The sequence below is a fragment of the Streptomyces sp. NPDC058534 genome, from assembly GCF_042717365.1.
In the GTDB taxonomy this organism is placed as follows: domain Bacteria; phylum Actinomycetota; class Actinomycetes; order Streptomycetales; family Streptomycetaceae; genus Streptomyces.
Map to the genome: position 1 here is coordinate 39,407 of NZ_JBHXNW010000036.1, position 25,775 is coordinate 65,181.

The 25,775-nt window shown below is 70.6% G+C and carries 25 protein-coding genes, 2 pseudogenes and 1 riboswitch; of the genes and pseudogenes, 15 read left to right on the forward strand and 12 right to left on the reverse strand.

The annotated features are described in order from the left end of the window. Positions 1-54: 54 nt before the first annotated feature. The 3 genes from ACFWR9_RS22430 to ACFWR9_RS22440 are packed head-to-tail and all read right to left on the reverse strand — an operon-like array spanning position 55 to position 3,259. Positions 55-1,143, reverse strand: a complete 1,089-nt coding sequence (locus ACFWR9_RS22430; RefSeq protein WP_383844964.1) for a prenyltransferase — start codon at positions 1,141-1,143, stop codon at positions 55-57. Then, positions 1,140-1,874 carry a class I SAM-dependent methyltransferase gene (locus tag ACFWR9_RS22435; RefSeq protein WP_383844965.1) on the reverse strand — a complete coding sequence of 245 codons (735 nt, stop codon included), beginning with the start codon at positions 1,872-1,874 and terminating at the stop codon, positions 1,140-1,142. The genes ACFWR9_RS22430 and ACFWR9_RS22435 overlap by 4 nt, the downstream gene beginning before the upstream one ends. Next, complete coding sequence (locus ACFWR9_RS22440) at positions 1,868-3,259, reverse strand: glycosyltransferase family 4 protein (RefSeq protein WP_383844967.1); 1,392 nt, start codon at positions 3,257-3,259, stop codon at positions 1,868-1,870. The genes ACFWR9_RS22435 and ACFWR9_RS22440 overlap by 7 nt, the downstream gene beginning before the upstream one ends. 203 nt (positions 3,260-3,462) lie before the next feature. On the opposite strand from ACFWR9_RS22440, the gene ACFWR9_RS22445 reads away from it, so the two are divergent. The 6 genes from ACFWR9_RS22445 to ACFWR9_RS22470 all read left to right on the forward strand — a co-directional run bounded on the left by ACFWR9_RS22445 (position 3,463) and on the right by ACFWR9_RS22470 (position 10,225). Continuing rightward, positions 3,463-4,125 (forward strand): TetR family transcriptional regulator, encoded by a 663-nt coding sequence (locus ACFWR9_RS22445; RefSeq protein WP_383844969.1) that lies wholly within the window; start codon positions 3,463-3,465, stop codon positions 4,123-4,125. A 160-nt stretch (positions 4,126-4,285) separates the two neighbouring features. After that, positions 4,286-4,377, forward strand: a riboswitch (cobalamin riboswitch). A gap of 129 nt (positions 4,378-4,506) precedes the next feature. Continuing rightward, positions 4,507-5,745: a prenyltransferase/squalene oxidase repeat-containing protein gene (locus ACFWR9_RS22450; RefSeq protein WP_383844971.1), complete on the forward strand. Its 1,239-nt coding sequence runs from the start codon at positions 4,507-4,509 to the stop codon at positions 5,743-5,745. Beyond that, entirely contained in the window at positions 5,742-6,404 is a 663-nt protein-coding gene (locus tag ACFWR9_RS22455) for an SCO2322 family protein (RefSeq protein ID WP_383844973.1), read from the forward strand. The genes ACFWR9_RS22450 and ACFWR9_RS22455 overlap by 4 nt, the downstream gene beginning before the upstream one ends. After that, positions 6,391-7,665 carry an energy-coupling factor transporter transmembrane component T gene (locus ACFWR9_RS22460; protein ID WP_383844975.1) on the forward strand — a complete coding sequence of 425 codons (1,275 nt, stop codon included), beginning with the start codon at positions 6,391-6,393 and terminating at the stop codon, positions 7,663-7,665. Before ACFWR9_RS22455 ends, ACFWR9_RS22460 begins: the two co-directional genes overlap by 14 nt. Continuing rightward, positions 7,662-9,371 (forward strand): ABC transporter ATP-binding protein, encoded by a 1,710-nt coding sequence (locus tag ACFWR9_RS22465; protein ID WP_383844977.1) that lies wholly within the window; start codon positions 7,662-7,664, stop codon positions 9,369-9,371. Before ACFWR9_RS22460 ends, ACFWR9_RS22465 begins: the two co-directional genes overlap by 4 nt. Beyond that, positions 9,368-10,225 (forward strand): ECF transporter S component, encoded by an 858-nt coding sequence (locus ACFWR9_RS22470; protein ID WP_383844979.1) that lies wholly within the window; start codon positions 9,368-9,370, stop codon positions 10,223-10,225. The genes ACFWR9_RS22465 and ACFWR9_RS22470 overlap by 4 nt, the downstream gene beginning before the upstream one ends. 8 nt (positions 10,226-10,233) lie before the next feature. Here the strand turns inward: ACFWR9_RS22470 and ACFWR9_RS22475 are convergent, their stop codons facing one another. Next, the gene (locus ACFWR9_RS22475) at positions 10,234-10,620 is read right to left on the reverse strand and encodes a hypothetical protein (protein ID WP_383844981.1); all 387 of its coding nucleotides are present in this window, start codon (positions 10,618-10,620) and stop codon (positions 10,234-10,236) included. Then, on the reverse strand, positions 10,617-10,880 hold the full coding sequence (locus ACFWR9_RS22480; RefSeq protein ID WP_125495004.1) for a hypothetical protein: 264 nt from the start codon (positions 10,878-10,880) through the stop codon (positions 10,617-10,619). The genes ACFWR9_RS22475 and ACFWR9_RS22480 overlap by 4 nt, the downstream gene beginning before the upstream one ends. A 77-nt stretch (positions 10,881-10,957) precedes the next feature. Here ACFWR9_RS22480 and ACFWR9_RS22485 point away from each other — a divergent pair, with 77 nt between their 5' ends. Continuing rightward, positions 10,958-11,608 carry a M15 family metallopeptidase gene (locus ACFWR9_RS22485; protein ID WP_383844983.1) on the forward strand — a complete coding sequence of 217 codons (651 nt, stop codon included), beginning with the start codon at positions 10,958-10,960 and terminating at the stop codon, positions 11,606-11,608. A 24-nt stretch (positions 11,609-11,632) separates the two neighbouring features. Here the strand turns inward: ACFWR9_RS22485 and ACFWR9_RS22490 are convergent, their stop codons facing one another. Beyond that, complete coding sequence (locus ACFWR9_RS22490) at positions 11,633-12,637, reverse strand: ArsR/SmtB family transcription factor (RefSeq protein ID WP_383844985.1); 1,005 nt, start codon at positions 12,635-12,637, stop codon at positions 11,633-11,635. 67 nt (positions 12,638-12,704) lie between these two features. Here ACFWR9_RS22490 and ACFWR9_RS22495 point away from each other — a divergent pair, with 67 nt between their 5' ends. Further along, a complete protein-coding gene (locus ACFWR9_RS22495; RefSeq protein WP_383844987.1) occupies positions 12,705-13,925 on the forward strand; it encodes an MFS transporter in 1,221 nt (406 codons plus the stop codon). A 57-nt stretch (positions 13,926-13,982) separates the two neighbouring features. Here ACFWR9_RS22495 and ACFWR9_RS22500 read toward each other — a convergent pair whose 3' ends face one another. From ACFWR9_RS22500 to ACFWR9_RS22515, 4 genes are all read right to left on the reverse strand, one after another. Further along, complete coding sequence (locus ACFWR9_RS22500; protein WP_383844989.1) at positions 13,983-14,390, reverse strand: hypothetical protein; 408 nt, start codon at positions 14,388-14,390, stop codon at positions 13,983-13,985. Next, positions 14,387-16,507, reverse strand: coding sequence for an integrase (locus ACFWR9_RS22505; protein WP_383844990.1), 2,121 nt, complete (start codon positions 16,505-16,507; stop codon positions 14,387-14,389). The genes ACFWR9_RS22500 and ACFWR9_RS22505 overlap by 4 nt, the downstream gene beginning before the upstream one ends. Next, positions 16,504-18,159, reverse strand: coding sequence for a hypothetical protein (locus ACFWR9_RS22510; RefSeq protein ID WP_383844992.1), 1,656 nt, complete (start codon positions 18,157-18,159; stop codon positions 16,504-16,506). The genes ACFWR9_RS22505 and ACFWR9_RS22510 overlap by 4 nt, the downstream gene beginning before the upstream one ends. A gap of 74 nt (positions 18,160-18,233) precedes the next feature. Then, positions 18,234-19,775, reverse strand: coding sequence for a site-specific integrase (locus tag ACFWR9_RS22515; protein WP_383844994.1), 1,542 nt, complete (start codon positions 19,773-19,775; stop codon positions 18,234-18,236). 43 nt (positions 19,776-19,818) lie between these two features. Here ACFWR9_RS22515 and ACFWR9_RS22520 point away from each other — a divergent pair. Further along, positions 19,819-19,908 (forward strand): annotated as a pseudogene (locus ACFWR9_RS22520) (dipeptidase); the annotation flags it as partial. Positions 19,909-19,918: 10 nt separating this feature from the next. Here ACFWR9_RS22520 and ACFWR9_RS22525 read toward each other — a convergent pair. Then, positions 19,919-20,920, reverse strand: a complete 1,002-nt coding sequence (locus ACFWR9_RS22525; RefSeq protein ID WP_383844996.1) for a GlxA family transcriptional regulator — start codon at positions 20,918-20,920, stop codon at positions 19,919-19,921. A gap of 170 nt (positions 20,921-21,090) precedes the next feature. On the opposite strand from ACFWR9_RS22525, the gene ACFWR9_RS22530 reads away from it, so the two are divergent. The 3 genes from ACFWR9_RS22530 (at position 21,091) to ACFWR9_RS22540 (ending at position 23,662) form a co-directional block, all read left to right on the forward strand. Then, the gene (locus ACFWR9_RS22530; protein WP_383844998.1) at positions 21,091-21,681 is read left to right on the forward strand and encodes a cysteine hydrolase family protein; all 591 of its coding nucleotides are present in this window, start codon (positions 21,091-21,093) and stop codon (positions 21,679-21,681) included. After that, positions 21,681-22,400 (forward strand): cysteine hydrolase family protein, encoded by a 720-nt coding sequence (locus ACFWR9_RS22535; RefSeq protein WP_383844999.1) that lies wholly within the window; start codon positions 21,681-21,683, stop codon positions 22,398-22,400. Before ACFWR9_RS22530 ends, ACFWR9_RS22535 begins: the two co-directional genes overlap by 1 nt. A 125-nt stretch (positions 22,401-22,525) precedes the next feature. Next, positions 22,526-23,662, forward strand: a complete 1,137-nt coding sequence (locus ACFWR9_RS22540) for a hypothetical protein (RefSeq protein WP_383845001.1) — start codon at positions 22,526-22,528, stop codon at positions 23,660-23,662. Here ACFWR9_RS22540 and ACFWR9_RS22545 read toward each other — a convergent pair whose 3' ends face one another. Beyond that, positions 23,663-24,061 (reverse strand): ATP-binding protein, encoded by a 399-nt coding sequence (locus ACFWR9_RS22545; RefSeq protein ID WP_383845051.1) that lies wholly within the window; start codon positions 24,059-24,061, stop codon positions 23,663-23,665. A gap of 118 nt (positions 24,062-24,179) precedes the next feature. On the opposite strand from ACFWR9_RS22545, the gene ACFWR9_RS22550 reads away from it, so the two are divergent. From ACFWR9_RS22550 to ACFWR9_RS22560, 3 genes and pseudogenes are all read left to right on the forward strand, one after another. Next, complete coding sequence (locus ACFWR9_RS22550) at positions 24,180-25,028, forward strand: helix-turn-helix domain-containing protein (protein ID WP_383845003.1); 849 nt, start codon at positions 24,180-24,182, stop codon at positions 25,026-25,028. Further along, on the forward strand, positions 24,991-25,194 hold the full coding sequence (locus ACFWR9_RS22555) for a DUF397 domain-containing protein (RefSeq protein WP_383845005.1): 204 nt from the start codon (positions 24,991-24,993) through the stop codon (positions 25,192-25,194). The genes ACFWR9_RS22550 and ACFWR9_RS22555 overlap by 38 nt, the downstream gene beginning before the upstream one ends. Before the next feature lie 94 nt (positions 25,195-25,288). Beyond that, positions 25,289-25,775, forward strand: a pseudogene (locus ACFWR9_RS22560) (hypothetical protein); the annotation flags it as partial.

The following is a 25,775-nucleotide window of genomic DNA, read 5'->3' on the forward strand; positions in this document are numbered from 1 at the left end:
GCCACCGCTGAGCATTTGCCTTCGACGAGGACCGGGTACGGCGCCGCGGCGCGCTCAGACGCAGCAGTCCGGGTCCAGGCCCCTAGGCAGGTGGTCGCCGGAGAAGACCTGGCAGGTGGCCTCGTGGCCGCCGAGGGCGGCGACGGCGAGGAGCAGGGAGCCTGCCGTCCAGGTGGTCAGTTCGCGCGGCCAGATGGCCTGGTCCTCGAAGACGTAGCCCGTCCAGTAGAGGCCGCTGTCGGGGTCGCGCAGGTGCTGGATGGACTGGAGGATCTCCAGGGCGTGGTCGGACTCGCCCACCGCCCACAGGGCGAGGGCGAGTTCGGCCGATTCGCCGCCGGTCACCCACGGGTTGGGGACGACGCAGCGCACGCCGAGGCCGGGGACGACGAAGCGGTCCCAGCTCTCCTTGATACGGGACCTGGCCTCCGTGCCGGTCAGCGCGCCGCCCAGCACCGGGTAGTACCAGTCCATCGAGTAGCGGCCCTTGTCCAGGAACCGCTCCGGGTGGCGCCGGATGGCGTGCCGCAGCGCGCCCGCCGCCAACTCCCAGTCGGGCTGCGGCTCCTCACGCTGCTCGGCGATCGCGAGTGCGCAGCGCAGCGCGTGGTGGATGGAGGAACTGCCGGTCAGCAGCGCGTCCGTGGTGTCCGTGCCGTCGTCGTCGCGCCGCCAGCCGATCTGTCCGCCGGGCTGCTGGAGCCGCAGTACGAACTCGACCGCCGCGTGGACGACGGGCCACATCCGCTCCAGGAACGTGTCGTCGCCGGTGGCGAGGTAGTGGTGCCAGACGCCGACGGCGACGTAGGCGACGAAGTTGGTCTCCCGGCCGCGGTCGGTGACGTCGGCGAAGTCCCCGTCGGCGTAGGCGGCGTACCAGGAGCCGTCCGCGTTCTGGTGCCGGGCCAGCCACGCGTACGCCCGCTCGGCGGCCTCGTGCTCGTCGGCCGCGTCCAGGGCCATCGCCGCCTCGACGTGGTCCCACGGGTCGAGATGGTGCCCGCGGAACCACGGGATCGCCCCGTCCTCGCGCTGCACGGCGAGGATGCCGCGGACGGTCTCGGCGGCCTCGGCGTCGGTGAGGACGCCGGGCAGGACGAGGTGTTCGGTGCGGGGCGTGCGAGGACTGCGGGGCGATGTCACGCGGCGTCCACCGGCGGCAGGTGCGGCTTGGTCGCGTACGCCACGAAGCTCTTGCCGATCAGCGGGTTCAGCGCCTGCTCGGCGACCCGCGTCGCCAGCGGCTTCTTCATGATGTCCCAGACCAGCAGCTTGTGGTACGCCCGCACCGGTAGCGCCTTGTCGTTGTCGACGCCGAACGCGCACTTCAGCCACCAGTACGGCGAGTGCAGCGCGTGCGCGTGATGGCTGCCGTACGGCCGCAGCCCCGCCTCGCGGATGCGGGTGAGGAGCTCGTCGGCCTTGTAGATGCGGATGTGGCCGCCCTCGACCTCGTGGTAGGCGTCGGAGAGGGTCCAGCAGACCTTCTCGGGGCCGTAGCGCGGGACGGTGACCGCGATGCGGCCGCCCGGCCTGAGCACCCGGACCATCTCGGCGAGGACGCCCTTGTCGTCGTGGATGTGCTCCATCACCTCGGAGATGATGACCACGTCGAAGGACTCGTCGGGGAAGGGCAGGGCCAGCGCGTCGCCCTCCATCGCGGTGGCGGTGGCGCCGGCCGGGGCCTCGCCGGCCTCCTCCATCGCCGCGAACCACTTGGCGACCTCGCGGATCTCCTCGGTGTTCCGGTCCAGCGCGACGACCCGGGCCCCGCGCCGGTAGCACTCGAACGCGTGCCGGCCGGCGCCGCAGCCGAGGTCCAGTACGCGGTCGCCGGGGGCGAGCGGGAACCGGGAGAAGTCGACGGTCAGCACGTGGCCCTGCTTTCGGGGTAGACGCCGGTGTCACTGGTGGTGGTCGGGGTCACGGGTGCGGGCCTCGGGGTGGCCCGGGCGGGGCCGACGGCCTCGCGGTAGCGGGCGACCGTGCCCTCGGCGGCGCGGGCCCAGGTGAAGCGCCGCAGCACGCGCTCGCGTCCGGCCGCGCCGAGCCGCACGCGCAGTTCCCGGTCGCCGAGCAGCCGGCCCAGCCCGGCGGCCAGCGCGTCCGCGTCGCCCGGCGGCACGGCGAGGCAGGTCTCCCCGTCGGGTCCGGCGACCTCGGGGACGGCCCCGCCGGTGGTGGCCAGCAGCGCCGTGCCCGTCGCCATCGCCTCGGCGGCCGGCAGCGAGAACCCCTCGTACAGCGACGGCACGCACGCCACCTCGGCCGACCGCACCAGGTCGACGAGTTCGGCGTCCGAGATGCCCTTGACGAACTCGACGGCGCCTTCGAGGCCGTACCGCTCGATCGCCTGCGCGACGGGCCCCTCCTCGGGCCGCTTGCCGACGACGACGAGGTGCGCGCGCGGGTGCTCGGTGCGCGCCTTCGCCAGCGCCTCGACGAGGAAGACCAGGCCCTTGAGCGGCACGTCCGCACTGGACGTGGTCACGATCCGGCCCGGCACCCGGGGCACCGACGGGTCGGGCGAGAACAGGTCGGTGTCGGCGCCGATGTGGACGACATGGATCCGGTCGTCCCGTACGCCGAGATGGTCGACGATCTCCTGACGGGAGGTGCCGGAGACGGTGAGCACGGAGGGCAGGCGGCGCGCGACGCGCTTCTGCATACGGGTGAAGGCGTACCAGCGGCGTACGGAGTACCGGCGCTTCCAGCCGTCGGCGGCGTCGAGTTCCAGCTGCCGGTCGACGGTGATGGGGTGGTGGATGGTGGTGACGAGCGGCGCGCCGACGTCGCCGAGCAGTCCGTACCCCAGCGTCTGGTTGTCGTGCACGACGTCGAAGTCGCCGCGGCGGGCGCGCAGATGGCGGCGGGCGCGCAGCGAGAACGTCAGGGGCTCCGGGAACCCGCCGGTCCACATCGTGCCGACCTCGACCGCGTCGATCCAGTCGCGGTACTCGCCGCGGCCCGGGGTGCGGAAGGGGTCGGGCTGGCGGTACAGGTCGAGGCTGGGCAGCTCGGTGAGGGAGAGCCGGTCGCCGGCCAGGGGGGCCTCGTCCAGGACCGGATAGGGCTGGGCGCCGATGACCTCGACCCGGTGGCCGAGGCGGGCCAGCTCCCGCGAGAGGTGGCGGACGTAGACGCCCTGGCCGCCGCAGAACGGGTTCCCCTTGTAGGTGAGGAGTGCGATGCGGAGCGGTCGCAGGCCGTCGGCGGCGAGCTCCGGACGGGGACCCGTCCCACTGGCCTCAGCGGTCACTCCCGGGCCCCCTTCTCACTGCACTGTCCCGCGACACTACGCCGGGACGTTAATCTAGAACAAGTTTCAGACTTGATCGTCAGAGGCTCCGAATCTACCGGCAGGTAGCGGACCTGTGACGAGTGGATCAGGTGATTCACGCCACGGCGCGGCACTCCGCCGGGCTACCGTGCCGGACGGACGACGGGGAGAAAGGGGAGAAGGTGGCCAAGGTGGACAACCCGGAAGCGGAGGCAACCGCTCCGCAGCACCTCTCCCCCTCCCCGCCCCTCACCGAGCGGCAGCGGGAGCGCCGCCGCCGCATCCTGCACGCGACCGCCCAACTGGCCTGCCGGGGCGGTTTCGAGGCCGTGCAGATGCGCGAGGTCGCGGAGTCGTCGCAGGTGGCCCTGGGCACGCTGTACCGGTACTTCCCGTCCAAGGTGCATCTGCTGGTCGCCACCATGCACGACCAGTTGGAGCGGCTGCACGGCACCCTGCGCAAGAGCCCGCCGGCCGGGGCGACGGCCGGGGACCGGGTGGCCCAGACCCTGATGCGGGCCTTCGGCGCGCTGCAACGCGAACCCCGGCTGGCCGAGGCGATGGCCCGCGCCCTGACCTTCGCCGACCGCAGCGTCTCCCCCGAGGTCGACCAGGTCTCCCGCCAGACCACCGCGATCATCCTGGACGCGATCGGCGGCATGGAGAACCCGACGGCCGCCCAGCTCTCCGCGGTCCGCGTCATCGAACACACCTGGCTCTCCACCCTGATCACCTGGCTCGCCGGCCGCGCCTCCCTCGCCCAGGTACGGGCGGACATCGAAACGGTCTGCCGCCTCCTCGACCTGACGGAGACCGGGCCGGGGCGGGCGGCGGCGCACGCGTGACGCGAACTGACCGGCGCACCGCCGGTCAGCGCAGCAGGGGCAGTACGCCCCGCCCCCGCACACCCGCCCCCGCGCACCCGCCTCCGCTCCCCCACCCGGCCGCCCCTCGGCCCGCGTGCCCCGGGCGGGTAAAGTGGCGGCGTCGTCATCACCCGTACGGGGGGAAGCCGGTGTAATTCCGGCGCTGACCCGCAACCGTGAACCGTCCGCGACCCGCCCAGGGACCTCCGCGGACGGCCAGCCGGAATGCCCCGCACGGACGTGACCGGCTCACGTGCCCGGCGCCCGCCGGAGCACGGGCACCGTCGAGGCATACGGGGCCGAGCCGCCGGGGGTGCCCCGTGCTGCCCGGCCCCGCACAGGGAAAGGCACCCGCCGATCATGAACGTCCGCCGTCGAGGCAGCGCCGCGGTCCTGGCCGCCGCCGCAGTGATCGGCGCCGCCGCCGCGCCCGCGGTCGCCGCCGACCCGTCACCGTCCGCCTCCGCGTCCAAGCCGGCCGCGTTGTTCGGCACCGGCGACCCCCAGTTCGACGGCGCCTGGCGCCAGTCCCTCGCGCTGCTCGCGCAGGACACGGTGGGCGTGATCCCGTCGCCGAAGGCGGTGGACTGGCTCACCGGTCAGCAGTGCGCGAACGGCGCCTTCGCCCCGTTCCGCGCCGACCCCGCCAAGGCGTGCGACGCCAAGACCATGATCGACACCAACCAGACGGCCGCCGCGGTCCAGGCACTGTGGGCCGTCGGCGGACGCGGTGACGTCGTCGAGGACGCCCTGAACTGGCTGAAGTCCGTCCAGAACAAGGACGGCGGCTGGGGCTACGCCCCCGGCGGACCCAGCGACGCGAACTCCACCTCCCTCGTCATCGGCGCCCTGACCGCCACGGACACCGACCCCACGAAGGTCACGAAGGGCGGCAAGTCCCCGTACGACGCCCTGCTGACGTTCGCCCTTTCCTGCTCCAAGGACGACGGCGCCTTCGCCTTCCAGCCCGACAAGGACGGCAAGCTGCTCCCCAACGCCGACGCCACGGCCGCCGGCGTCCTCGGCTCGCTCGGCAAGGGCCTGGTCACCGAGCCCGGCAAGAAGGCCGCCGCCGCCACCTGCGCCGACAAGCCCGACCGTGAGCAGGCCGCCGCGAACGGCGCGGCGTACCTCACCGCCGCCATCGCCAAGGACGGCCACCTCAAGTCCGCCCTCGGCGGCTCCCCCGACCAGCCCGACTACGGCAACACCGCCGACGCGGTCGTCGCGCTCGCCGCACAGGGCGGCGCGGACAAGGCGGCCGAGCCGCTGGCCTGGCTGGAGAAGAACGCCGCGAAATGGGCGAAGCAGAGCGGCCCGTCCGCCTACGCCCAGCTGATCTTCGCCGCCCACGCCACGGGCACCGATCCGCGCGACTTCGGCGGCACGGACCTGGTGGAGGGACTCAACGCGACGGGGCCGGCTCCCCAGGGAGTGAAGGTGAGCGACTCCGCGACGGCGAGCGACACGGCCGCGGACGAGGACGCCGAGAAGGACGACTCCGGCTTCGGCGTCTGGTGGTTCGTCGGCGTCTGCCTGGTCTTCGGCATCGGCATCGGCTTCCTGCTCAGCGGCCGCAAGCGGAAGCAGCAGCCGTGACCCGCCGTGTCGTCCTCCTCTTGCTGTCCGCGTTCCTGCTGATCGGGAGCGCGGGCCAGGCGCAGGCCGCCGGTTACCGCTACTGGTCCTTCTGGGACCGCGACGGCGACCAGTGGGTGTACGCCGCCCAGGGCCCGTCCCTCGCCCGCCCCTCGGACGGCGACGTCCAGGGCTTCCGCTTCGCGGTGAGCGCGAACTCGGGCGACGCGGCAAAACCGCGCGGCGCCGCGGACTTCGCGTCGATCTGCGCGAAGACACCGGCCGAGGACGGCAGCAAGCGGGTCGCCCTCGTCCTCGACTTCGGTACGGCGGCCGACGCCTCGTCCGGCGAGACCCCGCCGGCTCCGCGCACGGCCTGCGCCCAGGTCGCTCCCGACGCCACGACGGCCGACGCCCTGGCCGACGTGGCGGGCCCGCTCCGCTACAACACCAGTGCCCTGCTGTGCGCGATCGCGGGCTACCCGAAGTCGGGCTGCGGTGACCAGGTGTCGGGGGAAGCCGGCCCGACGGCCACCGCGTCCCCGGACCAGCAGGCCACCCAGGACGACGCCGCCGACGACAGCCCGTCCGTCGGCCTGATCGCGGGCATAGCGGTGGTGGCGGTCCTGGCCGGAGCGACAGCCTGGCAGGCGAGGCGGCGCAGGAATGCCGGCGACTGAGCCCGGAGACACCAGCGCCGCGCCGTCTGCGGGCAGTCGTGCCGCTGGGGCGGCGCCCGTCCCACAGAGAGGCGGCACCCCGCAAGCGCGGGCAAGCGCACCCACCCCCCGCCACCAGCGCACCGCCACCGCGCGACCGCGGGCGAGCGCGCCCACCCCCCACCGACGCCCCGCCGCCCTCCACCCCGGCGCCTGGTGGCTCTGGGCCCTCTCCCTGGGTACCGCCGCCACCCGCACCACCAACCCCCTCCTCCTCGCCCTCCTCATCGCCGTCTCCGCCTACGTCGTGATCTCCCGCCGCCCTCACGCCCCCTGGTCCCGTTCCTACGGCGCCTTCGTCAAGCTCGCCCTGGCCGTCCTCGTCATCCGCCTCCTCTTCACCACGGTCCTCGGCTCCCCCATCCCCGGCAGCCACACCCTCGTCACGCTCCCCGAAGTCCCCCTCCCCGACTGGGCGCAGGGCATCCGCCTGGGCGGCCGGGTCACCGCCGAGGGCCTCACCTTCGCCCTGTACGACGCGATGAAGCTCGCCACGCTCCTCATCTGCGTCGGCGCCGCGAACGCCCTCGCCAACCCCTCCCGCCTCCTCAAGTCCCTCCCCGGCGCCCTGTACGAGATGGGCGTAGCCGTCGTCGTCGCCCTCACCTTCGCGCCGAACCTCATCGCCGACGTCCAGCGCCTGCGTGCCGCACGCCGCCTGCGAGGCCGGCACGACAAGGGCGTACGCGGCCTGCTCCAGGTCGGACTCCCGGTCCTTGAGGGCGCCCTGGAACGCTCTGTCGCGCTCGCCGCCGCGATGGACGCCCGCGGCTACGGCCGTACCGCCCAGGTCCCCACCGCTGTCCGCCGTACCACCGCCGCCCTCACCCTGGGCGGCCTGCTCGGCGTCTGCGCGGGGACGTACGGGCTACTGACCGCCGCGGGCGGCACGTACGGCATCCCCGTCCTCGTCGCCGGCCTCGCCGCCGCGCTCGCGGGCCTGTGGCTCGGCGGACGGCGGACGGTCCGCACCCGCTACCGCCCGGACCGCTGGGACGCCCGCGCCTGGCTGGTCACCGGCTCCGGTGTGGCCGTCGCGGCGGCGCTGTTCCTCGCCGCCGCCCGCGACCCGGCGGCGCTGCACCCGGGCGTGGTCCCGCTGGTCGCGCCGTCGCTCCCGCTGTGGCCGGCGGCCGCAATCCTCGTCGGCCTGCTCCCGGCGTTCATCACCCCCGCACCCGAGACCCCCGCACCCGAGACCGCCGCGAAGGAGCCGTCGTGATCCGCTTCGAGGACGTGTCGGTCACGTACGACGGAACGACCGAACCCGCCGTCCAAGGCGTGGACTTCGAGGTCCCGGAGGGCGAACTGGTCCTCCTCGCGGGCCCGTCGGGTGTCGGCAAGTCCACCGTGCTCGGCGCGGTCGGCGGCCTCGTCCCGCACTTCACCGGCGGCACGCTGCGCGGCCGGGTCACCGTGGCCGGCCGCGACACCCGCACCCACAAGCCGCGTGAACTCGCCGACGTGGTCGGCACGGTGGGCCAGGACCCGCTCTCCCACTTCGTGACGGACACCGTCGAGGACGAACTCGCCTACGGCATGGAGTCGCTGGGCCTGGCCCCCGGCGTGATGCGCCGCCGCGTCGAGGAGACCCTCGACCTCCTGGGCCTCTCCGACCTCCGCTCCCGCCCCATCGCCACGCTCTCCGGCGGCCAGCAGCAGCGGGTCGCCATCGGCTCGGTCCTCACCCCGCACCCCGACGTGCTGGTCCTGGACGAGCCGACGTCCGCCCTGGACCCCGCCGCCGCCGAGGAGGTCCTGGCCGTCCTCCAGCGCCTCGTCCACGACCTCGGTACGACGGTCCTGATGGCCGAGCACCGCCTGGAACGGGTCATCCAGTACGCCGACCAGGTCGTGCTGCTCCCGGCCCCGGGCGCCGCGCCGGTGCTCGGCGCCCCCGCGGACGTGATGGCGATGTCCCCGGTGTATCCGCCGGTCGTGGGTCTGGGCAGGCTGGCCGGCTGGTCCCCGCTGCCGCTGACGATCCGCGACGCCCGCCGCCGCGCGGCCCCGCTGCGGGAAAGTCTGGCCGACCGCCAGATCCCGGAGCACACCCCACCGACGGCCGTACTGCCCGCACCACCCGCCCTCGGCGCAACCCCCCGTCGCCGACGACTCCGCGGCGCCAAAGCCCCGCAACCATCCACCACCCCCACCCCCACCCCCACCCCCACCCCGTACGCCGCCGAGGTCCGCTCCCTCGCCGTGCGCCGCGACCGCGTCCAGGCCCTGCGCCACATCGACCTGACCGTCTCCCCCGGCGAGACCGTCGCCCTGATGGGCCGCAACGGCGCGGGCAAGTCGACGCTCCTCTCCGCGCTCGTCGGCCTCGTCGCACCGTCCTCCGGGACGGTCCGGGCCGGCGACGCCGTGCCGCACCGCACGGCACCCCGCGACCTCGTACGCCGCGTCGGCCTGGTCCCGCAGGAGCCGCGGGACCTGCTGTACGCCGACACCGTCGCCGGCGAGTGCGCGGCCGCCGACCGGGACGCCGAGGCGCCGCCCGGCACCTGCCGCGCCCTGCTGACCGAACTGCTCCCCGGCGTCACGGACGACACCCACCCCCGCGACCTCTCGGAGGGCCAGCGCCTCACCCTCGCCCTGTCCGTCGTCCTCACGGCCCGCCCTCCCCTCCTCCTCCTGGACGAACCGACGCGCGGCCTGGACTACGCGGCCAAGGCCCGGCTGGCCGGCATCCTGCGCGGCCTGGCGGCCGAGGGGCACGCGATCGTGCTGGCCACGCACGACGTGGAGCTGGCCGCCGAGCTGGCCCACCGGGTGGTGCTGCTCGCGGAGGGCGAGGTGATCGCCGACGGCCCGGCGGCGGACGTGGTGGTGGCCTCCCCGTCCTTCGCGCCGCAGGTGGCGAAGGTGCTGGCTCCCCGCAAGTGGCTCACGGTGGCACAGGTACGGGAGGCCCTGACATGACCGGAAGCGGCACCGCCCCCCACGACCGCCAGGCCCGCGCCGTCCGCCTGGGCCCTCGCTCGGTCGCCGCACTGCTCCTGGTCAGCGCGGTGGGCGTGGCCGGCTTCGGCTGGCCCTTCCTGGCACCGCCGGACGCCTCCCTCAACGCCCACGCCCAGGACGCGCCGTGGCTGTTCGCGGGCCTGCTGGTGCTGCTGGTGGCCGTGGTGGCGGCGACGATCTCGGAGTCGGGCCTGGGCCCGAAGGCCGTGGCGATGCTCGGCGTCCTGGCGGCGGCGGGCGCGGCCCTGCGCCCCATCGGCGCGGGGACGGCCGGTCTGGAACCGATGTTCTTCCTGATGGTCCTCAGCGGCCGGGTCCTCGGTCCGGGCTTCGGCTTCGTCCTCGGCTCGGTCACGATGTTCGCGTCCGCGCTGCTCACGGGCGGGGTGGGGCCGTGGATGCCGTTCCAGATGCTGGCGATGGGCTGGTTCACGATGGGCGCGGGCCTGCTGCCCGGCCCCGACCGCCTGCGCGGCCGGGCGGAGCTGCTCATGCTGGCCGCCTACGGCTTCCTGGCGGCCTTCGCCTACGGCACGGTGATGAACCTGGCGGGCTGGACCTTCATGAACACCCTGGCCTCGAACATCGCCTTCGACCCGGACGCGTCGGTCGCCTCCAACCTGGCCCGCTTCCTCGCCTACTGCCTGGCCACGTCACTGGGCTGGGACGGCGGCCGCGCCGCCATGACGGTCGTCCTGACGCTCACCCTCGGCACCCCGGTCCTCCGGGCCCTGCGCCGCGCCACCCGCAGAGCGGCCTTCGAGGCCCCGGTCACCTTCGCAGACCCCGATAGGGCGAACCGCCCCAGATGACGGGTGCCTCAGCGGTTGAGGTCCAGCACGGGCAGGCCGCGCCCCTCGTACGCCTTCGGAGCCACCGTGGCGATCAGCGCGTCCGCATCCCACTCGGGCAGGTGGCGAGCGGCGTGGATCGCGGCGCCGATGCCCGACGGCACTCCGTCGCGGCCCAGGCGAGCTACCGCGAGCGCCGCTGGATAGTCGAGGTCAACGGTGTGCATCACGTCCAGTTGTCCGACATGTTCGGCGATCCCGAGAAGTTCCTGCTCCGCCTCCAGGACACACAGGGTCGGCACCCACAAGCGGGTCTCTGTCTCGAGATAGGCCCGGTGGATCAGCGCGGACACCTGTCGATTGCCCGACAGCGCCAGCAGCGTGGGCGTGTCGAGGACCAGGTGGTGCAGGATCACGCGGCCTCATCCTGCTGCCGGGCGAACGCCTCCCGGAGCCTGCGTCCCATGACCGCGCTCTCCTCGTCCCCCACCTCGACTCCGAAGTTCTCGGCCAGATAGGCGCGCGCCCGCTCGGCCCGCTCCCGACGCTCTTCCTCCGTCAGCGTCGACTCCGCGAACTCCTGCACCAGGGACCGGATCGACGTCCCCCGCGCCTCCGCGATCACTGCCAAACGGTCCCGCACTTCGGCAGGGACCCGGATCATCGCATCGCTCATGCCGGAAGTATACGCCCGCGTATACGCACCGCCGCCGAGCCGACCGGCAGGCAACCGAGTTGCGAGATGATCACGCCATGACCGAGATCGTTCTGATGTCCGACCCGAAGGTCGCCGCCGTGCCGGTCCAGGAGTGCGGCGAACCGCTCGTGGACGTGCGGCGGGGTGGCGCTCTGCTGGCCGACCGGCGCAAGTGGCAGGACTCCGCGGGCGCCTGCTTCCACCTACGGGAAGGGGTGCTCACCCGACTCCTCGAAGCCCAGGCACAGCTCCCGCCGGGACTGCGGCTGCTCTTCGTCGAGGGCTACCGTCCGCCCGCCCTCCAACGTCGCTACTTCGACAAGTACGCGTCCCAGCTCCGCACCGCACACCCTCACTGGTCCCCCGATCAGCTCCGCTCGGCGGCCAGCCGCTACGTCTCCCCGCCCGAGATAGCACCCCACAGCGCGGGCGCGGCCGTCGACCTGACGCTCGCGGACGCCGAGGGCCGCGAGCTCGACATGGGTACGCGGATGAACGCGACTCCGGAGGAGAGCGCGGGCGCCTGCTACACGCACGCCGACAACATCAGCGCCGAGGCCCGCTGCCACCGCACCCTTCTCGGCACCGCACTCACTACCGCGGGCCTCGTCAACTACCCGACGGAGTGGTGTTCCCAGTCAAGTTCTTGTGTTCAGCTTCTCAGGCGATCAGGAGACTTTGATGTGGCTCCGGCGGGCGAGGCATGACCCCGTCCCTGAATCCGCCGGACATCAGTGGATACCCCGTTCCGGCACCTGATCACCGGTACCAGATCCGGATGCACTCATGAGCACCTCCCCTGCCGCCGTCCGGACGTACAGCACCGACCGCCCCGCCCTTCGCCGCTCCACCATCCCCGCGTCGAGTAGCACCCGCAGATGCCCGCCCACCGAACCCAGTGCCAGCCCGGTCACGGCGACCAGTTGGGTCGTGCTCATGGGCGTCGCGAGCAGCGTCAGCAACCGGGCCCGCGCGGTCCCGATGAGCGCGCCGAGCCCGGCCGGGACGGGCCGCCGGTCGTGGTCCTCGGAGAGCACCCCGAGACACGGGTAGACGACTGCGTACCGCTCCCGTCCCTCCCACGACACCCAACTGGTCCTCGGCGTGACCGGCATGAACAGCAGCTGGGACGCGGCGGCGAGTTCCCGCGGCGGATACGCGTTCGGGTTGACCTGGAAGCGGCTCTCCCCGAGCCACCGCGTCCCCGGCTTCAGCGAGTCGAGGACGGCCGCCCAGCCGCCTTGATTGACTCGCGCGGTCCGCGCGGCCATGTCGGCCTCCATGACGCGCTGCCGGCGCTCCCAGTCCGGCCGGACGGTCTCCTCCCAGACGTGCGTCAGGAGCGCGGTCGCCCGCTCGGGCAGGTCGTCCCGCTCCAAGGCGGAGGGGAGCGGTCCCCGCAGGGACACCCGGAGGTTGGCCCGTGCCTCCCCGGCATCGGTCGTTCGAACCCGGGCCACGGTCTCCTCGAAGCTCTCCCCGGCGCACGAGGTGGGGCAGAAGAAGTCGGCGATCCAGGACGTGCCGATGGCCGCCTGCACGAGCGGCACGGCAGCCGGGTCGGCCGCGAGGTACGCACGGTAGCCAGGCAGATGCGCGCGCAGCCAGGCATCCTCGCCCGGATGGGCGCCGGTCCCCGCGTACAGCAGTCTCAGGCACGCGAAGGCCTCGGCGAACGGCGAGAGCACGAACCGGCTGCGGGCGAGGGTGTCGGTGTTGATCTGCCACAAGCCCATCCGTACGACCTTTCGTGTGTCGCCGAAACAGTACACACGGCCCCGGGAGGCTCGGAGACTTCGGCTCATGCGCACCTACAGATCCCTGTTCCGCACCGCGGAGTTCACCCCTTTCCTGCTCTCCTTCGCCACTTTCGCCGCGGCCCAGACGATCGGCGGACTGGCCCTCGCCACTCTGGTCTTCCGGGCAACCGGGTCGCCGTTCCTGTCGGCGGTGAGTATGTTCGGACCGCAGCTGACGCAATTGCTGGGAGGCGCATTCCTGCTCTCGGCCGCCGACCGACTGCCCCCGCGCGCGGTCCTGTCCGTCCTTGCCCTCTCCTTCGCAGTCTGTACGACGGTCCTTGCACTGCCCGGCCTGCCGGTCTGGGCGGTCTTCGCCGTCGTACTCCTGCAGGGCCTGGTCGCGTCGCTGGGCGGCGGAGTGCGCGGGGGGATGCTCAACGAGATCCTGACCAAGGACGGCTATGTCCTCGGCCGTTCGGTATTCAACATGCTCTGGGGCCTGACGCAAATGGCCGGTTTCGCGACGGGCGGCGCGCTCCTTGCGATCCTCTCCCCGCGGACTTGCCTACTCCTCGCGGCGGCGCTGTACGCACTGTCCGCCCTCGTCACCCACCTCTGCCTCACGGCCCGCCCACCGCGCTCCGCCGGTCGGCCCTCCCTCTCGGCGACCTGGCGCACCAACGCCCTCCTGTGGTCCTCACGCCACCACCGCCTGACGTATCTGGGCCTGTGGGTCCCCAACGGCCTCATCGTCGGCAGCGATTCACTGTATGTCTCCTACGCCCCCGAAGCGGCCGGCATGCTCTACGCATTCGGCGCGCTCGGGATGTTCGCGGGCGACTTGGCCGTGGGCCGTCTCGTACCGCCCGCCCTGCGCCCTCGCCTCGCGACGCCGCTGCGCCTCCTGCTGGCGGTTCCTTACCTGTTCTTCGTCCTGCAGCCGGGACTGGCGCTGTCGGCCGTGGCAGTCACCGCCGCCTCCGTCGGCTTCGCCGCGAGCCTGGTCCTCCAGGAACGCCTGATGTCGCTCACCCCCGACGCCCTCGCGGGACAGGCCCTCGGGTTGCACGCAACCGGCATGGCCTCCTTCCAAGGAATCGGCGCCCTTCTCGCGGGCACGCTGGCCCAGCTGACCTCCCCGGCCGCGGCGATGACGTCGATGGCGGCCGCATCGGTCGCAGCGACCCTGGTCCTCGCTGCGGTGGGCAGGCCCAAGGAACGACAGTCGACCGACCCCGGTATGCGCCTGAACAACCTGCCAGATCCCGCCGCCACGGAATAGGGGGGATGTCCACTACAGGCGTTGCCCCGAACTGCGCACGGTGGGGACGTCGTGCAGTCACTCTTCCGTCGGGTAGAGGGGGACGACATTGTCCGGAGACCCTCCCAAGGGCCGCTCCTTGGCCCGAAGGGTGAGGACGGCGTTCGCCAGCGCGAGTTGAGTGACTTGGTGTCGGAGTGCTGTGATCTCGGCCTTCTGTGTAGCAACGGCTTCTTTGAGGTCGGAGACGGCTTTCCGAAGTCGCCTTTCCGATTCGGGGAGTTGCTTCGTCTCGGTGCGGACGCGATCGTAGAACTCGTTCTTCAGGTCGGCGTGACGCTTCTGGAGGGCCATGCGGTGAACACCGGCCTCGGCCGCGAGGGCGACGATGGTCAGCGCGCCGTTCGACGCCGTGGGCTGTCCGGCGAGAAGCCGGTCGATAGCGTCCCGGATACGCGTGCGCTCGTCGGTGGATTGCTCGGTCATGACAGGTCCTCGACGAGTTGGGCAGTGGCGTGGTGAGTGTCGGCGGTGGTGCGGTGCAGCTCGGCGGTGGCTCGCAGCCGCCCGGCCAACGGCTGGGGAGCGTGGGCGGCAAGTTGGTCGATGCGTCCGGCGTCCTCCAGCAATTCGCTTGTGTGACTGTCGAGGCGGACCGCGTTACCGCAGCCTGGGCGGCAGTCGAACTGGTTCGGGGCGGTTGCGTTGGGGCCTGGTTCGCAGAGCGCGTTGTCGCGCTTGAAGACGCAGATCAGGGAAGCGTCTGGGTTGTCGAAGAGGACCAGGCCGTCGCGGGCCAGGTAGTCGGCGGCCTGCTTGGCGAACTTCTGGGTGACGGTACGGCCCTCGAATCGTGGCGCCTGGACCGTGGCGGTGAGGGCTCGTCGGGCGGCGGGCCCGGAAATCTTCTCGCCGGCGGCGAGGCGGTCCCGCAGCCGCGCGGCGGTGTCGGCAGCGGCCAGGGCGGTCTCGACGTCGAGGACACTGTGGATGCCGCGGCGGCTTCGGCTGCCGTAGCCGCTGGAAGTCCGGGCGTCGAGGACGGTACGCATGTGGCCGTACTGGATCGCGAGCGCGACGAGTCCGCCAGGTCTGCGGGCGATGTGCCATGCCAGGGTCCGACGGAACCGTCCGAGCCCGATGGCGCCGTGAGGGTCCTGGGGAACGCCCTGGTCCTGCAGCCCATGGGATTCGGTCTCTCGGTTGATCCAGGCGATGAAGTCCTCGATCCGCTGGTTCATGCTGCTGTTCTTCAAGGCGCCGCCGCGCTGGCGGCCGCGGGCAAAGTCGTGATGGGCAGAACTGAAGAGCAGTTCGCCCTCGGGGACCATGCGTTCAAGGACTCGGATCGCGCGGACGACCGGAGTGATGGCGACCCAGGGGACGTCCCGTTCCTCACCGGCCGAGACGTTCCGGTCGTCGTCGGTGACGTTCTTGTAGTGGTGACTGCGGATGAGATGGCGGTCGCCGTCTTCAGGATCGGGGCAGCATCCGGATTGCAGACCTTGCACTTCTTGCGGCCGCATACCGGTCAGGTAGAGACAGACGATCATCGCGGCGGTGGCCAAGTGCCGCATCAGGGTTGGGATCTCGTTGAAGTCGAGGTGCTCACGCCAGGGCTTGCCGTTGATCCGCCCGGTCACCGGAACCGGGAGCGGGCAGGGCCCTGGCTGCACTGTGCTGAGCTCATGGCGTTGTCGAAAGCCACTGACCTGGTTGACGCTGCAGCCGACGGTGGCCGCGATGAATGTGGCGGCCAGGACAGTCTTGCCGCGCCACTCGGTGGTCGGCAGGCCCGTGCCCGCAGCGAGTCGGGGCAAGAGGTAGTCATCCAGCGCGGCCAGTGCTGCGGGCGAGCTCGGGTTGGTGGCGGCCAACTGCTGCATGCGGTGCCAATCCATCCAGGCGGCCAGGATGTCGTCCCCGAGTTCGTCGACCATGCGGATTGCCCACATCAGTAGCGGACTCACCACGGTCGGATCAAGCGGCTCGGTTGTGTTCTCGCCGGTGTCCTGCGGGGTGGAGGATGGGAGATAGTCGTCGACGCCTTCCCGCTCCCAAGGTGGTTGGGTGACGCCGATGGGCTGAGTGCAGAGCTGATCGAATGCCCACAGATCGGTGAGGCGACTCAGGGTTTCCTCAGCGTGGTGCCGGGTCGGATTGGTACGGAAACGGTCCGTGATGTAGGCAACCCAGTGGTCGTCGGTGCCAGCATGCAGATCTTTGACGCCAGCGGCGTACAGCCAACGGCCGAGCCGCATCCACTCGTAGCAGGTTTCCCGCATTTCATTGGCGGAGCCTCGGGAACGGGCTCGAATCCCTCGGCTCTGGAGGTAGGTGGGACGCAGCTGGCCGTTCAGCAGAATCCAGGTCACCTGCTTGATCTGCCCTGTCATCGGATCGGGGCAATTCCTCCAGTGGATCTTGATCAGGCTGGCGCCGGGACGGTCGATGAGCGGCCCGAGCGGCCAGACCGGCTCCTGGTAACGACCGTTGGGGTTGGCATTCCTGGAGCTGATCCACCGAGGAAGGACGACCGGGCTGTCAGGAGTGGGGATCGGCAGCAGATAGGGGTCGCTGTCCGAGGCAAGAGGGAGTCTCATGAGGCAAGTTGTCCCTTCAGCAGGAGATCGACCAGGGTGCGGTCGGTGTCGCTGGCCCGTACTCGAGCGGCAGCCCAGGACGGGCGGCCGACCTTGTCCGCCAGGTCGTCGAGCCGCTGCCAGTGCTCGTACCAGCGCTGGCGCCATCTGTGCTCAGGCATCGCCGACCGCAGGCTCTGGATCTGTTCAAGGAGGAGGGCGAGGCGGGGGTGGTGACCTGGGTGGACGTGTGCGTTCGGGCAGGCGAGGCAGAGCAGGAAGTCGGCTCCACAGCCGCCATCAGGGGCAGGCCAGGCGGTGGTGGTCTCATCCGCGCAGTCCGCGGTCGCGGTCTGCCCGTGGGTCGGGTCCGGCCCCAAGGCGAGGTGGCCGCCGAAGAAGATTCTCTTCGCCTGGTCCAGAGCCTCGAGTGCGCCGTCCTCGAAGATCTGCTGTGAGGCTTGCCGGACTTTCTGGTCGGGCAGCACGTAGACGCTCTCGTGAGTTCCCTGAGTGTGCTGGAGAGGCTTGCCCTCACGGGTCACCGTCGTGCGTCGGATCTGGCGGAAGGGCGAGCCGCTCAACTTGTGTTCACTCGCCCAGAACTTCCCCTCAACACCCGAGACCCCGAACACGAACGGGCCGACTGCCGGAGGACGGTCCATGTCTCTGCGTCCGCCATTCTGGCGAATCGCGCGGGCTGTCATCAGCAGGTCTGTTCCCGGGGCCAGTTGTGCTGCCAGGAGTCGGCCATGGAGTGTGGCCTGCAGTGCCTGCGTGATCAATCGCCCTGGTGAGTCGGCCCCGGAGTCGGTGATGTTCTCCGTGGAGAACCAGCGGCCGTTCCCGGCCCGGCGCTTCTCGACCTGTACTTGGTAGGTCACGTTTGCCGTCTCCGCGACCGACGGAGCCCTGGTCGGGGCCGGCATACGGTCATAGACGGAGAGGTTCCAGCCGAAGCGATCGGTCAGCAGCACGGCCAGGGCCGTCAGCTCCGACCGGGTCAGGAAGAGTCGGCCCCACGTGTGCTCACTGTCGCGGCCTCCCAGCAATCCCCGGTTGGTGACGGCCTGCCCACCGCTCGGCAACTGCGTGCGCGGGACGTCCCCGACGCGAGCCACATGATCCAGAGTCTCACCGAGCCGCCAGTCACAGCTGCCCTCGGCCAGGGCTCCCGCCCGCCACTGTTCCAGCAGATCGGTGTTCTCCCGGATTCTCAGCCAGGCAGCCCGGAACTGACGGCCCGCTGCCAGCAGCACCTGCTCGCGTTCCACCTCGTCGTAGGACTTCCTGGCGGGCTTCGGCCCGGGAACACGACGGGCCAGCTCCTCCGCGACCGGCCCTTCGCGCAATCGGGGGTCGCTGCGGAGCATCCGATGCACCACCCGCAGCGTGGTTCGGCCGGTGTTCGTGCTGATGTTCCGCAGCCGCCAGCGCTTGAGCGCAGCCGCGTCCAGTCCGGTCAGATCCTCGGGAGGGGTCTCGAGACCAGAGATGAACTCGGCGAACACCTTCAGCCTGGTCCAGGCGGCTGTGGCGCTGTAGTGGCTCGTCCACTTCGCCCGCTGGGCAGCGAACACCGCTGCCATAGAGCGCTGCATCGGCTCCGCGACCGGCAGGTCGGAGAAGACGAAGTCCTTCCCATGGCCTGCCTTGTTGACAATGGTGACCACCAGTCCGTTTGTGGCAAGCGGTGGCTCCGTCGTGAAGTCGGCCGGCGGCAGGACTGCCCGGCGCCCGCGGCGGCTCACTGGGCGGCCACTGGCAGCCGGTCGACAATAACGTCGATGTCCTGGATCCCGGCCGACTCCTTCGCGAGCCGCGCGAACACGCCGTCGATGTTCTCGACCTCGCGGTCGGGTCCGTCGGCCTCGGCCGTCGCCAGGATCGACTCGAGCTGCAGATGCGCGACGGGAGCCAGGTAATGACGCTTGGTCGTCTCGACGTCCGCGTGCCCGAGGAGGGTCTTGACCAGCCACCAGGGATCACCGAACAGCATCGCGAAATCCCGGCGATCCGCATGGGTCAATCCGAAACGAGCCTCCATCAGCTGGTTCAGCACGATCAGCATGTAGAGCGCGAAGGAGTGACGCGTGGAGTGAGGGGTGGCGTACGGAGTTCGGCCCCGGACCTCTGCGGCTCGGAGGGTGCGGCCCACCTCCCGCTCGGCGGGGGGCAGCAGAACTTCTTCGCAGCGCAGGTTCGCCGTGGTGAACACCGTGTTCCAACGGTCGGGAAGCATCGGCAAGCCTTGCTCGGTAAGCCACAGCCACGCCGGCTCCGGCCCCTCCGGGCCCTCGATGAACAGCAACTGCCGTTCCCGCCAGCCCAGATGGGTCAAGTACTGACGGCCCTCAACACCATCTCGGTCGACCCAGAAAACCTGCGGTACCCGGCCGCGGGTCACCTTCGTGACCAGGCGCATCTGCTCAACCCGCTCGTAACGGCCTACCTGCTGAGCGCGCTTCACCGCCCAAGCACGCTCCGACTGTACGTAGGTCTCGACCTGCCCAAGGGTGTCCAGCGAGGTGTAGAAGGTACGGCCGTTCTTCGATCGGGTCACCGCCCCGGCGAGCTGGCCGTGCTGGAAGCGCCCGTGCTGCAACCGCTGAGCGGGCAGCTCGAACGTCAAAAGCGACCCGCCTTCCTGCCGCCGAAGCCCCGAACTCAAGGTGAACTGGACAAACGAGGTGTTACGGGCCTCAGTCCGCGCATCCCATCCCCAAGTCGGCACCCCATCACGGCCGTGACCGCGCAGACCGACGTCCGACCACAAGCTCCACGTACGCGGTGTCAGCCACGACACCCGGGCACTGACCGAGTCAGCCGCACGGTCATCCCGCCGGGACGCGTCCACCGGCCGCGGGCTCACCCTCGCCCACTTGAACAGGCGGGTGAAGGCGGCGGCCTCACGGTTCCATTTCGACCCGCTGATTCGCTCGGGATTCTGCGGAGCATTACAGCGCCAGGTCCGGTAGTTCAGCAGGTCCTGCTCGGAGGCCCGGCGCCAGTCGATCCCGCGCGAAGACAGGAAGGTCAGGAGGATCCGAATGTCCGTGGCGTAGTTCCGCTTCGTCTCCCGGGCAAGGAAGCGGAAGTGCTTCGAGAGAACGAACTCCAACAGGTCGGAGTCGATGGTGAAATCTGGAGCGATGAAGACAGGATCACCCGGCATCAAGCCGATCCGCTCGACCGCCGTCGGAAGGTCCTCGACCCCGAGCTCCCCGGCTTCGGGAAGGTTCCCCCACCGCCCAGAGTCGGGCACCCACACCACATGCCACTCACTCACGCTCATCCCCCTCCCGACGCTTGAACACATCAAAGTATCAGGGAAGTGGTGGCACTGGTCGCACGGAGACCGCTACTGGGCCTTGGCGACAGGAGCCGAAGCCGCGCACTACGGGCCCAGGGAACTCGACTGATCGGGGTCACTCAGCCAAGGCCCGTCCGGAACCGGCGGCGGTACTCCGTCGGGGTCGTGGCGAGTCGGCGGCGGAAGGCTCTGATCAGGGTGTCGACGGTGCCGAAGCCGCAGGTGGTGGCGAGGCGTTCCAGGGTCGCGTCGGTGGATTCGAGCTGGTGGCGGGCCGCCTCGACGCGGGCGGACTCGATGTAGGCGTGCGGGGTCGTGCCGAGTTCGGTCTTGAAGATGCGGGTGAGCTGGCGGTCGCTGACGTGGACGCGGGCGGCGAGGTCCGCGACGGTGAGGGGTTCGGCGATGTTGCGCATGATGTGGTGGCGGAGATCCTCGATGCGCCGTGTCGTGGAGACCTGCTCCAGGGGGACGCTGAACTGACTCTGCCCACTCGGCCGCTTCAGGTACATCACGAGTTGCCGGGCGACGCGCAACGCGACCGCCTCGCCGAGGTCGTCGGCGATGAGGGCGAGTGAGAGGTCCAGGCACGCGCTGATCCCGGCGCCGGTCCACACGTCGCCTTCGCGGATGAAGATCGGATCGGCGTCGACCTCGACGGCCGGATGATCGGCGGCGAGCTGCCGCGCGGTCGACCAGTGGGTGGTGGCGCGCTTGCCGTCGAGGAGTCCGGCGGCTGCCAGGATGTGCGCGCCGACGCAGACGGACGTCACCCGCCGGGTCCGGTCGGCGAGTTGGCTCACCCGCTCCACCACCGCGGGGTCGGTGAGCGGGTGCACGCGGCGTTGGTCGTCCACCTCGACGGCGCCGGGCACGATCAGGGTGTCGATACCCCTCGCGGGCAGCCCGGACAGCTCGTCGAAGGTGGTGTCGGGCAGGACGCGGACCCCGGCGCCGGTGGTGACCGGATCCATGGTCTCGGCGGCAAGGACGACGTCGTAACCCGCCGCTTCGTCCGTCTCGCGCCGCGCGAGGGAGAACACCTCCGGTGGCCCGGTGACGTCGAGCAGGTCGACGCCTTCGAAGAGGACGATGACGATCAGTCGTCCGACGGTGCTCAAGAGACCTCCACGTTCGGCAACAGTCGACAGTCGCTTCATGCCATGTCGGTTTCTGCATGTTAGACGACATTGCCGACACCCAGCGGTGAGCCATAGCGTCATAGGCACAGAGGCACAGGGCGCCGCACCGGTGAACTGCCTCCCCCGACACGCGACTCAGGCGGTTTCCCATGCCCAGAACGACACTGCGCCGGCTCAACGGCTTCGACGACACCCCCGCGAAGCTCGCCGAGTCCACCCTGGTCCTGATCGACTACCAGAACACCTACACGACCGGCGTGATGGAGCTGGACGGCTGGCAGGCCGCGCTCGACGCCGGCGCCCAGTTGCTGGCACGGGCCCGTCAGGAGGGCGCGAAGGTCATCCACGTCGTCAACGACGGCGGCGAGGGCACCCCGTACGACATCCAGGCCGAGATCGGCGCGATCCACCCGAGCGTCGCGCCGCTCGACGGGGAGCCCGTCGTCGTCAAGAAGGCGCCGAACGCGTTCGTCGGTACGGATCTGGACCGGCACGTCGACGCGGCGGGCAACAGCGACCTCGTCCTCGCCGGGTTCATGACGCACATGTGCGTGGCCTTCACCGCCCAGGGTGCCTTCCTGCGCGGCAACCGTCCCACCGTTGTGGCCGACGCCAGTGCCACCCGCGCGCTGCCGGTCGCGGGCCTCGAACTGGACGCCCGCCAGGTGCACTACAGCGCCCTCGCCACCATCGCCGACCTGTACGGGGTCGTCGTCCCGTCCCAGAAGGAGATCTCCTGATGAAGCTGCTCCGCTCGGCCGTCGCGCTCGGCACCGCCGCCGTTCTCGCGGCCACCGCCACCGCGTGCGGCGGTAGTTCCGAAGCCGCCCCCGCCAAGAGCACGCCGTCGGCTTCCGCGACCGGGGAGAACGTCGCGAAGGACACGAAGACGCTCCGCCGGCTCAACAGTCTCGACGAGACTCCCGCCACCCTCTCCGACGCGACACTCATCCTCGTCGACTACCAGAACACCTACACCGAGGGTGTGATGGAACTCGACGGGTGGAAGCCCGCGGTGGACAACGCCGAAGCCCTGCTGAAGCGGGCCCGCGAGGCGGGCACGCCGGTCATCCACATCGTCGACAAGGGCTACGACCTGAAGTCGAAGGCGGGCCAGATCATCCCCGCGCTCAAGCCGGCCAAGGGCGAGCCCGTCGTCGAGAAGAGCGTCCCCAACGCCTTCCACGGCACCGACCTGGCCGAGCGGGTCAAGAAGGCCGGGAACAAGAACGTCATCGTCACCGGGTTCATGACGAACATGTGCACCCTGTTCACCGCCCAGGGCGCCTTCCTCAACGGCAACGCGCCGACCGTGGTCGCCGACGCCTCCGCGACCCGGCCGCTGCCGCTGAAGGGCGACCCGAACGGCGTCCCCGCACAGCAGGTCCACGAAGCGGCTCTCGCCACGGTCCAGGATCTCTACGGCGTCGTGGTTCCGTCGCAGAAGTCTCTGACCTGAGACCACCTGACCCACCTGACCCACCTCGGAAACCCCACTCCGAGGTCCCCCCACCCTGATCTCCCCCCACGCCGTTACCCCCCACATCGCACAAAGCGCTTTCAGTCATTAAAGAAAGACGGGGCATGGCAACACGTAGAGGATTTCTGGGTACCGCGTCGGCCGTCGGGGCGGCAACGCTGCTCACCGGGCAGTCGGCCTCCACCGCCTCGGCGGCGACGGCGGGAATCACCGCGACCGACGAGACGGCGGCACGCAACGCGATACGCGCCGTCAACACCGGGATGCGTTCCCACTACGCAACCCTCAAGACCGAACTGACGAAGCAGCTCAGCCCGGTCATCGTCGTCCAGAACAACGCGGGCGGCGGACGCTTCACCCTCATCAACGGCGGCAAGCAGACAGAGACCGTCGATCCGGTCCCGGAATACTTCGAACTGGCCAAGTCGATCGCCCACGTTCCCCTGGGCATCTACTCCGTGCTCGCCGCCTACCTCAGCGATCAGGTCCCCAACATCCCGAACGGGGACCGCGTCGACCCGCACGACCTGGACATGATCGTCACCAGGGCACCCGGCGACAAGGGCTGGACCACTCCGCTGACCGGCTTCCGGACCACCCTGAACACGGCGCTCACCAAGCTCGGCACCGCGAACCTCCCCCTCGATCTGGAGAACTCCTGCGACAAGATCCTGAGCGAGGCCGTCAAGTTCATCGACGCCTCCCTCAACGCCGGGTCCTTCGACATGGTGTCGTTCAACCGGTTCGCCGCCACCGTCTACCCGTCCATCCGCGTCAACATGACCTTCGCCGCCACCGCGCAGATCAACGGCATCGAAGGGCTGATGAAGCGGTGGCGCACGCTGATCGGCGAAAGGGCGTGGAGTGACCTGTACGTCACGGTGCTGTCGATCTGGACCACGTCCGAGCTGAACCAGGCGTCCATCATCATCCGCCGCACCATGAACCAGGCGAAGGTGGACACGCATCTGATCGATCTGCCGACCGTGGAGACGCCCTCGGACCCGATACTCGTGGCCCTGGACAACCTGGCACGCATCGTCCAGGACAACGTCGCCGCCGAGATGGTCTTCAACACCGACCTCAAGGTCGCCGACGCCCTGAAGGGCAGGGAAGACCTGCTCTCCGACGAGATTCTCCAGCAGATCGGGGGAACGGCGCCCGCCGCCAGGACCGCCGCCTTCGGCACGGCGGCAGCGACCGGCGCCTGCCCGATCACGGGGCGCATGGCAGCGGTGTGATCACCGGGCATCCCCCGCTCCCGGGGCGGGGGATGCCCCACCGCACTCGAACCACACCGTCTTGCCGTCCCCGGGGCCCGGCCCCACGCCCCACTTGTCCACCACCGCGTCCAGCAGTACCAGCCCCCGCCCGCTCTCCGAGTCGTCGCTCACCCGCGCGGCCAGGACGGGGTGCCGGGGACTGCCGTCCGTCACCTCCACCCGGACCCCACCGCCCGCCTGCCGCAGCAACAGCAACGTGCAGCGGCGGTCCGGGACATGGCGTACGACGTTGGCCAGCAGCTCGGTCACGCCGAGTTCCACGGCCTCTGCCAGGTCGGTGCGGTCCCATTCGCGCAGGTACGAGCGGACGATGCGGCGGACGTGCCGGGCCGAGTGCGCGCCGGCCGTGAAGCTCATCCGGTAGAGAAAGAATTGGTTCACGGCACGAGCCTGACGTCGGACGACTACCGTGGGCTACGGAACGGATACAACCGGTCCCGCAGTGGGCCGAGTTGTGCGAGAGGGGGCTCTTCACATGACCCACGTCAACGTCCTCGACCCGGGCGCCTCACCGCTCGACTACTACGGCTTCGAGTTGCGCCGCCATCGGGAGGCGGCCGGTCTCACGCAGCGGCAGCTCGGGGACATCGTCAACTACACCGGCTCACTGGTCGGGCAGATCGAGACCGCGCGCAAATTGCCGACGCCTGAGTTCAGCGAGCGGGTCGACGCCGCGCTGGGGACGGGCGGGTTACTGTCCCGCCTGGTCGACCTGGTGATGCGCAGCCAGGTGCCGGCCTGGTTCCAACAGGTAGCCGAGTTGGAGGGGCGCGCGGTCGAGATCTGTACCTTCCAGACCCACATGATCCACGGCCTGCTTCAGACCGACGCCTACGTCAGGGCCGTGCTCGGCACGCTCGACCCGACCGACCTCGACGACCGAACCGCCGTGCGACTCGCCCGCCAGCGCATCTTCGAGAAGGAGGAGCAGCCGGTCTTCTGGACCGTCCTCAGCGAGGCAGCGCTCCGTCAGGAGATCGGCGGACGGGAGACCATGCGTGGCCAACTGACCCACCTGTTGTCCTTCGAGGACAATCCCCGGATCAACGTCCAGGTGCTGCCGTTCTCGGTCGGAGCGCACCCGGGTCTCCAAGGCTCATTCACCCTCTTCCACTTCAACAAGGACCCGGCCATCGTCTACACGGAGGGGTACGGCGCTGGGCATCCGACCGCCAACCCGGAGAAGGTCAAAGACTGTTCGCTCCGTTACGATCATCTCCGGGCCGCCGCACTCTCACTCAAGGACTCGGCGGCACTGATTCGCCGGGTGATGGAGGAGCGCTGTGGTGAGCAAGGCGATACCGACAACGATCCAGTGGCGTAAGTCCAGCTACAGCGGCGACCAGGGCGGCGAGTGCGTCGAAGTAGCCGAGACCGCCCATTCCACCGTCGCCGTCCGCGACTCCAAGACCCCCGCGGGCCCGATCCTCACCCTCACCCCCGCCACCTTCGCCACCTTCGTCGGCTGGGCCTCCACCACCCCGGAATGATCTGACCGGTCCTGGACAACGTTTCTGTTCGATTTATCGTCTTCGCACGTGCCCCCGCCGTGCACCTCGATGACGCCGAACGGAAACCTCGACCGTGGTCCCTGCCGAACTCACCGTCCCCAGGCCCGATCGGCGTCAGGAGAGACGCGCGAGCGATGCCCTGCGTGCCTTCGGGCACCGGCATCGCTTGCCGTTGCTCGCCACGCTGCCCCTCATCCCGCTGTACGCGGTGTGGTGGGTGTTTCTCGCCACGGGCGGGGGTGACCTCGCCGCCCAGCAGGCGTGGGCGGACTTCGCGTCGCGGCACGGGGGTTCGGCGTACGGGCTGTTCTGGTACGGCGGGGTGCACACCGCCAACTACAGCGTCATCTCGCCGTACTTGATGGCCCTGCTCGGGGTGCGCACGGTCACCCTGGTCTCCGGCCTGGCCGCCTCCTGGCTGGTGGCCGTGCTGATGGTGCGGTGCGGGGTGGGGGGGGGGCGGGGGGGGGGGGCGGGGGGGGGGGGCGCGCGCGGGGGGGGGGGGGGGCGGGGCGGGGCGCAAGAGAAAACAACACCCCCCACCACAAAACAGAGACAAC

Excerpts from the sequence above, each read along its gene's own strand:
- ACFWR9_RS22500 (WP_383844989.1), bottom strand. The coding sequence starts at position 14,390 with ATGACCGAGCAATCCACCGACGAGCGCACGCGTATCCGGGACGCTATC.
- ACFWR9_RS22495 (WP_383844987.1), top strand. The coding sequence starts at position 12,705 with ATGCGCACCTACAGATCCCTGTTCCGCACCGCGGAGTTCACCCCTTTC.
- ACFWR9_RS22490 (WP_383844985.1), bottom strand. The coding sequence starts at position 12,637 with ATGGGCTTGTGGCAGATCAACACCGACACCCTCGCCCGCAGCCGGTTC.
- ACFWR9_RS22485 (WP_383844983.1), top strand. The coding sequence starts at position 10,958 with ATGACCGAGATCGTTCTGATGTCCGACCCGAAGGTCGCCGCCGTGCCG.
- ACFWR9_RS22550 (WP_383845003.1), top strand. The coding sequence starts at position 24,180 with ATGACCCACGTCAACGTCCTCGACCCGGGCGCCTCACCGCTCGACTAC.
- ACFWR9_RS22540 (WP_383845001.1), top strand. The coding sequence starts at position 22,526 with ATGGCAACACGTAGAGGATTTCTGGGTACCGCGTCGGCCGTCGGGGCG.
- ACFWR9_RS22480 (WP_125495004.1), bottom strand. The coding sequence starts at position 10,880 with ATGAGCGATGCGATGATCCGGGTCCCTGCCGAAGTGCGGGACCGTTTG.
- ACFWR9_RS22530 (WP_383844998.1), top strand. The coding sequence starts at position 21,091 with ATGCCCAGAACGACACTGCGCCGGCTCAACGGCTTCGACGACACCCCC.
- ACFWR9_RS22545 (WP_383845051.1), bottom strand. The coding sequence starts at position 24,061 with ATGAGCTTCACGGCCGGCGCGCACTCGGCCCGGCACGTCCGCCGCATC.
- ACFWR9_RS22460 (WP_383844975.1), top strand. The coding sequence starts at position 6,391 with ATGCCGGCGACTGAGCCCGGAGACACCAGCGCCGCGCCGTCTGCGGGC.
- ACFWR9_RS22450 (WP_383844971.1), top strand. The coding sequence starts at position 4,507 with ATGAACGTCCGCCGTCGAGGCAGCGCCGCGGTCCTGGCCGCCGCCGCA.
- ACFWR9_RS22535 (WP_383844999.1), top strand. The coding sequence starts at position 21,681 with ATGAAGCTGCTCCGCTCGGCCGTCGCGCTCGGCACCGCCGCCGTTCTC.
- ACFWR9_RS22505 (WP_383844990.1), bottom strand. The coding sequence starts at position 16,507 with ATGAGACTCCCTCTTGCCTCGGACAGCGACCCCTATCTGCTGCCGATC.
- ACFWR9_RS22470 (WP_383844979.1), top strand. The coding sequence starts at position 9,368 with ATGACCGGAAGCGGCACCGCCCCCCACGACCGCCAGGCCCGCGCCGTC.